The 11847-nt window shown below is 59.7% G+C and carries 11 protein-coding genes; 7 read left to right on the forward strand and 4 right to left on the reverse strand.

Annotated features, from left to right (window positions below):
• Positions 1–37: 37 nt before the first annotated feature.
• A complete protein-coding gene (gene lon / locus BUQ81_RS03860) occupies positions 38–2566 on the reverse strand; it encodes an endopeptidase La (RefSeq protein ID WP_084188216.1) in 2529 nt (842 codons plus the stop codon).
• Between the two features lie 78 nt (positions 2567–2644).
• On the opposite strand from lon, the gene mog reads away from it, so the two are divergent.
• The 6 genes from mog to gloA all read left to right on the forward strand — a co-directional run bounded on the left by mog (position 2645) and on the right by gloA (position 7783).
• Positions 2645–3196, forward strand: a complete 552-nt coding sequence (mog, locus tag BUQ81_RS03865; RefSeq protein ID WP_074201081.1) for a molybdopterin adenylyltransferase — start codon at positions 2645–2647, stop codon at positions 3194–3196.
• Positions 3193–4131 (forward strand): 50S ribosomal protein L3 N(5)-glutamine methyltransferase, encoded by a 939-nt coding sequence (prmB, locus tag BUQ81_RS03870; protein ID WP_074201082.1) that lies wholly within the window; start codon positions 3193–3195, stop codon positions 4129–4131. The genes mog and prmB overlap by 4 nt, the downstream gene beginning before the upstream one ends.
• Entirely contained in the window at positions 4128–5075 is a 948-nt protein-coding gene (locus tag BUQ81_RS03875) for a carbonic anhydrase (protein WP_074201083.1), read from the forward strand. Before prmB ends, BUQ81_RS03875 begins: the two co-directional genes overlap by 4 nt.
• A gap of 69 nt (positions 5076–5144) precedes the next feature.
• A complete protein-coding gene (gene aroC, locus BUQ81_RS03880; RefSeq protein WP_074201084.1) occupies positions 5145–6242 on the forward strand; it encodes a chorismate synthase in 1098 nt (365 codons plus the stop codon).
• 6 nt (positions 6243–6248) lie between these two features.
• Positions 6249–7400, forward strand: a complete 1152-nt coding sequence (locus tag BUQ81_RS03885; RefSeq protein ID WP_074201085.1) for an MFS transporter — start codon at positions 6249–6251, stop codon at positions 7398–7400.
• Positions 7397–7783 carry a lactoylglutathione lyase gene (gloA, locus tag BUQ81_RS03890; protein ID WP_074201086.1) on the forward strand — a complete coding sequence of 129 codons (387 nt, stop codon included), beginning with the start codon at positions 7397–7399 and terminating at the stop codon, positions 7781–7783. Before BUQ81_RS03885 ends, gloA begins: the two co-directional genes overlap by 4 nt.
• An 87-nt stretch (positions 7784–7870) precedes the next feature.
• Here the strand turns inward: gloA and BUQ81_RS03895 are convergent, their stop codons facing one another.
• Complete coding sequence (locus BUQ81_RS03895) at positions 7871–8461, reverse strand: NnrS family protein (RefSeq protein WP_084188217.1); 591 nt, start codon at positions 8459–8461, stop codon at positions 7871–7873.
• A gap of 217 nt (positions 8462–8678) precedes the next feature.
• On the opposite strand from BUQ81_RS03895, the gene BUQ81_RS03900 reads away from it, so the two are divergent.
• Positions 8679–10289, forward strand: coding sequence for a SulP family inorganic anion transporter (locus BUQ81_RS03900; protein ID WP_456119727.1), 1611 nt, complete (start codon positions 8679–8681; stop codon positions 10287–10289).
• 74 nt (positions 10290–10363) lie between these two features.
• Here BUQ81_RS03900 and trpS read toward each other — a convergent pair whose 3' ends face one another.
• The gene (trpS, locus tag BUQ81_RS03905) at positions 10364–11368 is read right to left on the reverse strand and encodes a tryptophan--tRNA ligase (protein WP_074201088.1); all 1005 of its coding nucleotides are present in this window, start codon (positions 11366–11368) and stop codon (positions 10364–10366) included.
• Between the two features lie 34 nt (positions 11369–11402).
• The gene (locus BUQ81_RS03910) at positions 11403–11837 is read right to left on the reverse strand and encodes a methyltransferase family protein (protein ID WP_074201089.1); all 435 of its coding nucleotides are present in this window, start codon (positions 11835–11837) and stop codon (positions 11403–11405) included.
• Positions 11838–11847 lie beyond the last annotated feature (10 nt).

Here is an 11847-nt window from a genome sequence, read left to right on the forward strand (position 1 = left end):
TCATATCAAAACGGGCATTTTCCCCCTATTTTGAGTCTTAGGGCAGCTGACAGCTGCCTTCTGCAGCCAGACGTGCTTCCTTCTCCAGCCAGGCCTTCAGCGCCGGTGATTTGGCGCGGATGTTAAAGGCCAGGCGTGCCACATCGTCATAATGCCGGGCAAAGTGCACGTCCAGCCCTTCCTTCAGGTAGTCAGGCAGCTCCTCGAAGTCCTTGCGGTTGTCTTCCGGCAGAATCAGCATTTTGATGCCTGAACGGCGTGCTGCAATCACCTTTTCACGAATGCCGCCCACAGGCAGCACCTGCCCGGTCAGACTCAGCTCACCGGTCATGGCCAGCTCGTGCTGCACCGGTTCGCCCCGGGCCAGCGACAGCAGGGCGGTGGCCATGGTGATGCCGGCGCTGGGGCCATCCTTGGGCGTGGCGCCATCGGGTACGTGCAGGTGCACGAAAGCCTTGTCGAAAAACTCAGGGTCGGCCTTGTACTGCTGCAGGTGCGAGCTGATAAAGCTGTAGGCGATATTGGCCGACTCCTGCATCACCGTACCCAGCTGGCCGGACAGCTTGAAGCCGCGGTTGAGCGTATGTACGCGCGTGGCTTCTATGGTGAGGGTGGCGCCCCCCATTGCCGTCCACGCCAGCCCGGTGACCGTACCGATGAGGCGCGGGTGTTTATCCGCATGAAACCGCGGCTGGCCCAGATAGTCCGGCAGATCGCTCACGTGGATGCGGATCGGCGGTTCGGCACCTTCCACCAGCTTCAGGGCGGCCTTGCGAATGATGCGCCCCAGCTGTTTCTGCAGGCTGCGCACACCCGCCTCACGGGCATAGCCCTCGATCACATGACGGATGGCCGCTTCGGTGATCTGCACCGACTGCCTGTCCAGTCCCGCTTCCTTGAGCAGTTTCGGCCACAGGTGATGCTTGGCGATGGCCACCTTCTCTTCGGTGATGTAGCCGGAGAGGCGAATCACCTCCATGCGGTCAAGCAGCGGTCCCGGAATGGTATCCAGCTGGTTGGCAGTGCAGACGAACAGCACGTTGGACAGGTCAAAACGCACGTCCAGATAGTGATCGAGGAAATCGCTGTTCTGCTCCGGGTCCAGCACCTCCAGCAAAGCGGAGGCCGGGTCGCCCTGATAGCTGGCGCCAATCTTGTCCACCTCGTCCAGCATGATGACCGGGTTGGCGGTGCCCACCGTTTTCAGTGCCTGGATAAACTTGCCGGGCATGGCGCCGATATAGGTACGGCGATGACCCTTGATTTCAGCCTCATCGCGCATGCCACCCACGCTGAAGCGGTAGAACTTGCGTCCAAGCGCTTCGGCGATGGACTTTCCGATGGAGGTCTTGCCCACACCCGGCGGGCCCACCAGCAGGATGATGGAGCCGGACACTTCGCCCTTGAGCTTGCCCACGGCGATGAACTCCAGAATCCGCTGCTTGACGTCTTCGAGGCCGTCGTGATGACGGTCGAGCACCTTGCGGGCGTGCCCAAGATCGAGATTGTCCTTGCTGTGGATACCCCACGGCAGCTGGGTAATCCAGTCGAGCCAGTTGCGCGACACCGCGTATTCGGGAGAGTGCGGGTCGAGCATGGCCAGCTTTTCCAGTTCCTCTTCCGCCTTCTGGCGAGCTTCTTCGCTGAGCTGGAGATTTTCTAGCCGTTCGCGGAACAGGTCCACGTCGGCGCTGCGGTCGTCCTTGACGATGCCCAGCTCCTTCTGGATCTCCTTGAGCTGCTGCTTGAGGAAAAATTCGCGCTGGTGCTGGCTGAGGTTTTCCTCCACCCGCTCACGGATATTGGACTGGATGCGGGTGACCTCGATTTCGTCCTTGATCAGGCGCAGCACCTTTTCCATGCGCTCGCTCAGGTTGAGCGTTTCCAGCACGTCTTGCAACACCGGCCCTTCCGCCGTGGTAAGCGTGGCGGCAAAGTCGGCCAGCTGCGCATGGTTGGACGGGCTGAAGCGGTTGAGGAAATAGCGCAGTTCCTCGCTGAATAGTGGGTTGAGCGGCAGCAGCTCGCGGAAAGCGTTCATGATCGCCAAGCCATACGCCTTCAGCTCGGTTTCTGAGGCGTCGTGAATGTCTTCCGGATAGCTCACCACCGCTTCAAACGGCGGCTTGTCCGTCAGCAGCTGCTCGATCTTGAAGCGGCGCAGCCCTTCCGCAATCAGCTGAATGTAGTCTTCCTTGACCTTGAGCTCGTGCACGCGGATCAGCGTGCCGATTTTGGAGAACTCCTCGGGTTTGGCCTTGAGGTTGTCTTCGCTGGTGACGAAGACCACGCCCAGCACATCCTGGCCGGCGACCTTCATCGCCTTGATGGTGTCGAACCACGCCTCCTTGTTCAGAACGACAGGCAGCGTCTGCCCCGGGAAGAAGGGACGGTCCTTGATTGGCAGCAGAAAGATGCGCGCAGGCAACGATGCACCGGCAGGGGCGGGGTGCTGCGTATCCTCGCTATTTTCGTCGCGCACCAGCTCTCCTTCGTGGACGGTGCCCGATTGCTGTTGTGTGTTGTCTTCTTCAGGGGGAAGTTCAAATCGGATGGTGTCTTTCATGGATCCCTTGTGTTCGAGACAGATTGTTGGCTTATGGCTATCATATGGGGCACATTTTCAGGAATTCAAGGATAAGCAATGTCTGAAACACCGGTAAAAATCGGCTTTGTGACCGTCTCTGACCGTGCCAGCAGCGGCGTGTACGAGGATCTGGGCGGTCCGGCCATGCAGGACTGGATTGGCAAGGCGCTGAAAACGCCGTGGCAGCCCGAGGCACGCCTGATTCCCGATGAACAGGCAGTGATCGAGGCCACGCTGAAGGAACTGGCGGACGAGGCGGGCTGCTGCCTGATTCTCACCACCGGCGGCACCGGCCCGGCCAAACGGGATGTCACCCCCGAAGCCACCGAGGCGGTGTGCGACAAGATCCTCGACGGCTTCGCCGAGCAGATGCGCGCCGTGTCGCTGCAGTATGTCCCCACGGCAATCCTGTCACGGCAGATCGCCGGCACCCGCGGCAGCAGCCTGATCATCAACCTGCCCGGCAAGCCCTCGGCCATCGCCGAGTGTCTGGAGGCGGTCTTCCCGGCGGTGCCATACTGCATCGACCTGATCGAAGGGCCGTATCTGGAAACGAACGAGGATTTCATTCAGGCATTTCGTCCCAAACACGCCAGGAAGCCGCAGTGACACGCATCAACTATCAGTACGATGGCCTGGAAACCATTGCCGACTTCGTGCGCTGGGGGGCGACGCTTTTTCAGCAGGCCGGGCTCTGTTTCGGCCATGGCACCGACAACTCCTACGACGAAGCCATGTTTATGGTGTTCAGTGCCCTGAAGCTGCCGTGGGATCTGCCGGAGCGCTACTGGCAGGCACGGCTGAGCATGGCAGAGCGTGCCCGCATCACACAGCTGTTTCAGCAGCGCATCGAAACCCGCAAGCCGGCAGCCTATCTCACGGGCGAGGCGTGGTTTGCCGGGTTGCCGTTTTACGTAAACGAGCATGTGCTGGTGCCGCGTTCACCCATTGCGGAACTGATCGCGCGCGGTTTCGATGGTTGGCTGCAGCCGGAGCGGGTCGAACGCATTCTGGACATGTGCACCGGCTCCGGCTGTATCGGCATTGCCTCTCTGCAGGCATTCCCCGATGCCCGGGTGGATCTGGTGGATATTTCCCCGGAAGCGCTGGACGTGGCACAGCGCAATATTGCGCGACATAGGGTGGAAGGGCAGGTGCGCACTATCGAGTCGGATCTGTTTGCAAACCTTCAGGGAGAACGCTACGATCTTATCGTTTCCAATCCGCCCTATGTGGATGCCATTGAAATGGCCCACCTGCCGCCGGAGTTCCAGCAGGAACCCAGCCTCGGGCTTGCGGCGGGTGAAGACGGACTGGATCTGGTGCGGCGCATGCTGGCCGAGGCGAAGGATCACCTGACCGAACAGGGGGTGCTGGTGGTGGAAGTGGGCGTGAGCTGGATGAACCTGGTGGAAGCCTATCCCGAGCTGCCCTTTTACTGGTTCGAGTTCGAGCAGGGCGGCGAAGGGGTGTTTGCCCTAAACCGCAGCGAACTGGTAGCCTTTGACGACATACTCCAACAGAGGAAGGATACCAAGACATGAAAAAAACACTGCTTGCCACGCTGATCGCCGCAGCCATGACACCGGCCGCCATGGCCGAAACCCACCATCACGGTCATGCCATCAAGGTGGAGCACGCCAAGGCGCCGCTGATCAATCTGGAGGAAGAGGCAAAAAAATACGCCGGCGTGGACACCCATGCCGCGGCGGATCACGCGAAGAAGTCAGACCATGCCGACGACAAGAAGCACGCCGCTCACAAGGCGCACTGGGGCTACAGCGGTGAAACCGGCCCGGATCACTGGGGCGACCTGGATCCCAAATACATCATGTGCAAGCTGGGCGTAAACCAGTCGCCCATCGATATTCGCGACAAGGTGGCCGTGGGTACGGTCGGGTTGCCGGGGCTGACGGTAGCCTACGGGCAGCCGCAGCTGCGCGTCATCAACAATGGTCACACCATTCAGGTGAACTATCCCATTGGAAACAGCCACATTACCGTGGGCAACCACCGCTTCGAGCTGCTGCAGTTCCACTTCCACACGCCGTCGGAGCACACCAAGGAAGGCTTCAACTATCCCATGGAGATGCACCTGGTGCACAAGGATGGTGATGGCAATCTGGCCGTTATCGGCATTCTATACAAGGAAGGCGAGCACAATGCCGAGCTGCAGAAGCTTATCGATCACCTGCCCAAGGACGTGGGCAAGGAACACCACTATAAGGGTGTGCATATTGACCTGACCAAATTCTTCCCGGCGCAGAAGCTGTTCTACAAGTACAGCGGCTCGTTGACCACGCCGCCGTGCTCCGAAGGCGTGTACTGGATGGTGTTCAAGCAGCCCATTGAGGCTTCGGCGGATCAGATCGATGCCATGCATGCGCTGCTGCACACCAACAACCGTCCGGTACAGGGCGTGCATTCGCGCCATGTACTCAAGTCGTGGGCCGAGCCGGACATGAGTAACGACTTCTACTATTATTGATCGGCGCCACGGAGCCGATTGAGACACCCTGCTAAAATAGCGGGGTTTTTTGTTTTCGGGAGAGCGAGCATGGCAGGCAATACCCTTGGCGAACTGTTTCGCGTGACCACCGCCGGCGAGAGTCACGGACCGGCACTGGTCTGCATTGTGGACGGCTGTCCGCCGGGCATGGAATTGTCCGAAGCGGACATCCAGCCCGATCTGGACCGTCGTCGCCCTGGCAGTTCCAAGTTCACCACGCCACGACGGGAAGCCGATCATGTGAAGATTCTCTCCGGCGTGTTCGAAGGCAAGACCACCGGCACGCCTATCGCCATGGTGATCGAAAACACCGACCAGCGCTCGAAGGATTATGGCAGCATCGCGCAGACCTTCCGCCCCGCCCACGCCGACTACACCTATCTGCAGAAATACGGCATCCGTGACTACCGCGGCGGCGGGCGCTCGTCCGCACGGGAAACCGCCATGCGTGTCGCGGCCGGCGCCATTGCCAAAAAATATCTGCGCGAACGAATAGGGGTGGAGATTTTCGGTTATGTGAGTCAAATCGGCCCTGTGGCCATCGAGAAGGTAGAGCGCAGCTTTATCGATACCAATCCGCTCTTTTGTCCGGACCCGGAGGCACTGCCGAAAATGGAGCAGTTCCTCATTGACCTGAAAAAAACAGGGGACTCCATCGGCGCCAAAGTGAGCGTGGTGGCCAGCGGGGTGCCGGTGGGACTGGGCGAGCCGGTATTTGACCGCCTGGATGCCGATATCGCCAAGTCGCTGATGAGCATTAATGCAGTCAAGGGTGTGGAAATCGGCGACGGCTTTGCCGTGGTTAACCAGCGCGGCAGCGAACACCGCGACGAGATCACCCCCGAGGAAGGCTTTCTCAGCAACCACGCTGGCGGCGTGGTGGGCGGCATCTCTACCGGGCAGGATATTGTGGCCCATATCGCCCTCAAGCCCACCTCCAGCATTACCGTGCCGGGGCGCAGCGTGACCCGCAACATGGAAGCGGTGGAGATGATCACCAAGGGGCGTCACGACCCCTGTGTCGGCATACGTGCCGTGCCCATTGCGGAGGCGCAGCTGGCCATTGTGCTCATGGATCACTATTTGCGCCACCGGGCCCAGAATGCCGATGTTGAACCGCCCATGCCGGATCTGGCCCGGCTGTAAACGGCCATGACAGCGCCATCCGCCACACGGCAACGCGGCCATACTGACCTGGCCGCGTTTTATTTTGCCTATTTCGCGCTGCTGGGCGTGCTGGTGCCCTATACCAGCCTGTGGCTTGATGCGCAGGGGCTGGATGCCGTGCAGATTGGCGTGGTCATGGGGGCCTTTATTGGCACCAAACTCATTGCCCCGGCGCTGTGGGGATACTTTGCCGATCACAGCGGCCACAAGGTGCGCTGGGCGCAGGCGGCTGCCGGGCTGACGGTTCTGTTTGCGCTGGGCTGGCTGGTGGCCGAACGCTTCTACAGCCTGCTGCTGGTATCCATAACCTTCAGCTTTTTCTACCACGCCATGCTGCCACAGGTGGAGGCGATCACCCTGGAGCGCCTGCACGACAAGGGCCGCTATGGTCGCATTCGCCTTTGGGGCTCGCTCGGCTTTATCGCAGCCGTGCTGGGGGCGGGGCAGTGGCTGCACTGGCAGGGGGTTGCGTGGCTGCCGTGGCTGCTGGTCATCGCAGCCGTGTTCACCTTTGCCAGCACGCTTGTATTGCGCGACAGCGCGATCCACCATGAAGAGGCGGTGGTACCGCTGGCCCCTATCCTGCGCCAGCCAGCAGTGCAGGCGCTGCTGGTCACCAGTTTTCTGGTGACGGCATCCCATGGGGTGTATTACAACTTCTATTCCATCGCCTGGAAGGAAGCGGGCTATGGCGAATCGCTCATCAGCGTGCTGTGGGCGTGGGCGGTGCTGGTGGAAGTGGCGCTGTTTTTTGTGCTGCATCGGCTGTTTGCCCGCTGGTCAGTGCCGTGGTTGCTGCAGGTGGCCATTGCACTGACGGCGCTGCGCTGGGGGCTGAACCTGTTCTGGCCGACGCAGCTGGGCGTGCAGCTGTTTGCGCAGGCGCTGCATGCCGCCAGCTATGCCCTCTACCACGGTGCCGCCATCACGCTGATCGATCGGCATTTCCGCGGACGGACGCAAGTGCGTGGGCAGGGGCTGTATGCGGCCATCAGCCACGGGCTGGGCGGTGGCGTGGGCGCGCTGCTGGGCGGCTATCTGTGGCACTGGGGGGGTGGCACACTGGGCTATGTCGTGTCGCTGGGGCTGGCCCTGCTGGCATTATGGATTTTTCATCAATGGGGAGACCGAAAATGAGACTGTTGCATACCATGCTGCGCGTCGGGAACCTGGAGCGTTCCATCGACTTTTACACTAATGTGCTGGGCATGCAGCTGCTGCGCCAGAAGGATTATCCGGACGGGAAGTTTACGCTGGCATTTCTCGGTTATGGTCCGGAAAGTGAAACCTGCGTGCTGGAACTGACTTACAACTGGGGTGTGGACCATTACGATCTGGGCAACGGCTTTGGCCATATCGCCATCGAGGTGGATGATGTGTATAAAGCGGTGGAGGCGATCCGCGCACGTGGCGGCAAGATCATCCGCGAAGCCGGTCCCATGAATGCGGGCACCACCATTATTGCCTTTGTGGAAGACCCGGATGGTTATCAGATCGAATTGCTGGGCCCGCGGAGTTAAAAAGGCCATTTAAGGCCTCGGGAAGCCCTGTTTCCCCTGACTTTTTGCACGGCGAAAAAAATGCGCCTGAAAAAAGTCGGGGACCCCCTATCCGTAGTGCCCATCCACCCGCGGGCGCAGCCAATATGGCAGATACTGGAGCGTAAACAGGCTCCAACCAAGAATCCACAGGATCAAGCTGAATTGAATCAGCAGCGTGTACGCGTAGGCCATAAAAAGCGGCCCCAGTACGCGGATAAGGGCGCTGATCAGCCCCATCTGTTTCCATTGGCGGGCACGGACGATGGGGTAGGTTATGGCGTCTGCGGCACCCAGCCCGAACAGGCTGTCGAAGATGAAGGCCGGGATGAGGCCGCCATCGACGGCATTGGCAAAGCGCGCCGTAAGCCAGAGCAGTGCCAGCAGAGCCAATGGCCAGCGGTGCAGGGTCTGCAGGCCGGTCCAGTTGCGGATGGCGGTGAGCAGAAACCCGGTGATGACCGCAAAGCCGAAGCCGAACACCATTTCGTGGCCGTGCCACAGGGCCGCATTGGTCCAGGCGCTGTGAAGCTGAGCGGGCAATGTCAGCGCCAGCAGCCAGGCCAAGCCCAGCAATGCAGCACTAAACTCAGCCAGTAGAAAAAAGGGCGAAACCCCAGATGGAGGAGGGCAAAACGTCCCACTTTTGGCTGTTTCCAGCCAAGAATGACGCTTATTGCTCTCGCTCTGTCTGCTTCCTGCGGCGCTTTTTCATGTACACATGCAGGCCCAGATGTGCGACGATCAGAACCACAAATACACCTGCCATAACGGTGCCAAGGTGATGAATCCACATGTCGGGGCGCTCCCTTAAATGAATAGGGGCATTCTGCTATAATTCGCGCCCCTTAAGAAATAAGAATTTTTTATCAAAGTCATGGACAAGCAGCAGACCGAACGCAAACTGGAAAGCTTTCTGCAGCGTATGAATCTGATGGGGCCGCAAACTGACCCCCACCAGATGCGGCGAGATATTCTCTCGGGTCTGACGGTGGCGATGGCGCTGGTGCCGGAAGCGGTGGCGTTTTCGTTTGTCGCCCATGTGAATCCGCTGGTGGGTCTGTATGCAGCCGTGATCGTCGGTTTCATCACCGCCGCGTTCGGCGGACGCCCCGGCATGATTTCCGCTGCCGCCGGTTCGCTGGCGGTGGTTATGGTCGGGCTGGTGGTACAGCACGGCGTGGAATATCTGTATGCCGCTGTGATTCTCATGGGGATCTTCCAGCTCATCATCGGCATCATGGGCTGGGGCAAGTTCATTCGCATGGTGCCGCAGCCGGTGATGCTGGGGTTTGTAAATGGCCTGGCCATCGTGATTTTCATGGCGCAGCTGGGTCAATTCAAGGATGCCGACGGCCACTGGCTGCAGGGTGTGCCGCTCTATATCATGCTGGGACTGGTGGGACTGACCATGGCGATCATGTACATCCTGCCGCGCTTTGTTAAGGCGATCCCAGCAGGACTGGTCGCCATTATCCTGGTGACGCTGCTGGTGGCGATCTTCAATATCGATACCAGGACAGTGGGTGATCTGGCCAGCGTGCATGGCACCCTGGAGACGCTCATTTTTGGCGACCCCAATGACCCCCAACTGAATGGCCTGCACCTGCCCAATGTGCCCTATACCTGGGAAACGCTGTGGATCGTGCTCCCCTATGCGCTGATTCTTACCGTGGTGGGCACCACCGAGTCGCTGCTGACCATGACGCTGATCGACGATCTGACCCAGACCCGCGGTCAGGCCAACCGTGAGTGTCGTGCACTGGGGTCGGCCAATGTGGTGGCCGGCGCCTGCAGCACCATGGGCGGCTGTGCGTTAATCGGTCAGTCGCTGATCAATATCAGCTCCGGTGGGCGCGGGCGCCTGTCCGGCATCGCCGCCTCGCTGGGTCTGCTGGCGATTATTCTGGCGTTTTCGGACTATATGGAAATGGTGCCAGTGGCCGCACTGGTCGGGCTGATGTTTGTGGTGGTGATCGCCACCTTCGACTGGTCCACGCTCAACATTTTGCGCGGTATCAACAAGTATGACGCCTTTGTGGTGGTGCTGGTCACCGTGCTCACGGTTGTGTTCGATCTGGCCGTTGCCGTGGTGGCGGGCGTCATCGTCTCGGCACTGGTGTTTACCTGGCAGCATGCCCAGCGCATTGTGGTGCGCGCGGAAGAGGTGGAGGAAGACGGTCGCAGGATCAGGATCTATCAGCCGTTTGGACCGCTGTTCTTTGCTTCCGCGCCTACCTTTCTGGAACAGTTCGATCCGCAGAACGATCCCGACTGCGTGGTGATCGATTTCCGCTATTCACGCGTGTATGACCATACCGGTGTAGAGGCCATCGACAAGCTGACGCGACGCTACAAAAAACTGGGCAAGAAACTGGTGCTCAAGCACCTGAGCCCGGAATGCCGTGAACTGCTCAAGGACGCCAAGGATCTGGTGGAGGTGAATGTTTCCGAGGATCCGCACTACCACGTATCCATTGGGAAATAAGGCCTATAACATCATGAAACAAAAAGCCCGGCTTGGTGCCGGGCTTTTTATTAGGTGAGAAAATTCCTGCAGTTTCAGTGCGGGATAAAGCCCACGGCGTCGTGGACACGCTCGAGGGTGGGCTGTGCCATCTCCCGAGCGCGGGCAGCCCCGTCGCGCAACAGCTGCAGCAGCGCTGCCTCATCTTCGCGAATGGCCCGGAAGCGCTCCTGAATAGGAGCGATGGTGTCCGCCACCAGCTCACCCAGCTCCACCTTCAGATGGCCATACATCTTGCCTTCGAAGTGTTTCTCTACCGCTTCCATGGGCTGATCGCTGAAGATGCTGTATAGCGTCAGCAAATTGGAGACGCCGGGCTTGTTGTCCGGATCGTAGCGGATCTCGTCGCCGGAGTCGGTCACGGCCTTCTTGAACTTCTTGATGATCTTTTTCGGTTCGTCCAGCAAGGAGATGTAATTGTTGGGGTTTTCGTCCGACTTGGACATCTTCTTGGTGGGTTCCTGCAGGCTCATGATGCGTCCGCCGGCGGTCTTCGGCGGGATATAGGGTTCCGGAATGGTGAAGATTTCGACGTCGTACTTGCGGTTGAAGCGCTCGGCCAGATCCCGTGTCAGCTCCAGATGCTGCTTCTGATCCTCGCCCACCGGAACCACTTTGGTCTGATAGAGCAGGATGTCGGCCGCCATGAGCACCGGATAGTCGAACAGGCCGACGGAAATGTTTTCGCCCTGCTTCTGCGACTTGTCCTTGAACTGTGTCATGCGTGACAGTTCGCCCATGTAGGCGTGGCAGTTGAGCACCCACGCCAGCTCGCTGTGCTGTGGCACATGAGACTGGATGAACACCACGGACTTGTCCGGATCTATGCCGCAGGCGAGATAGAGCGCCACGAAGTCCAGTGAGCGCTGGCGCAGCGCCTGCGGATCCTGCGGCACGGTAATGGCGTGCAGGTCCACCAGTGAAAACAGGCACTGATAGTCGTCCTGTAACCTGATCCAGTTACGCATGGCGCCCACGTAGTTACCGATGGTCATGACCCCTGAGGGTTGAATGCCGCTGAGAAGAACGGGTTTGCTCATGGCGCTGCCTCGTGAAGATGAAACGGTGCGGATTTTACCAGATGAAGGGCAGCAGACGCTTGCTGCGGCGGCAGTAGTCGCTGTAGCCATCGACCTGCGTGCACAGCAGGCGTTCTTCATAACTGAGTTTGATCAGCAGATCGGCAATCAGTATCGCAAAAACACCCAGCCGCAGTGTGGTTGGCGTTTCTACGACCGGCGGACTGAAGAACAGAATGATGGACAGGTACATGGGGTGTCGGATCCAGCGATAGGGCCCGTGGCACACCAGTTCGCAGTCGGGGCGAGGGTCCGGCACAATGTTGAAGCGCTGCATGGTCAGCACGCCCCAGAGGCCGACGGCAACACCGAGGCCCTGCAGGGCGAGCCCCCACAGGCTGTGGGCGAACCAGGGGCCGGTGAGCAGCAGAAGAAGGATGGCGCCAAACTGGATGGCAACCAGCGTGCGCGAGAGCAGTGGTTTTTGCATCAGTGATAGA

It is taken from the genome of Sulfurivirga caldicuralii, assembly GCF_900141795.1.
GTDB classification, from domain to species: domain Bacteria; phylum Pseudomonadota; class Gammaproteobacteria; order Thiomicrospirales; family Thiomicrospiraceae; genus Sulfurivirga; species Sulfurivirga caldicuralii.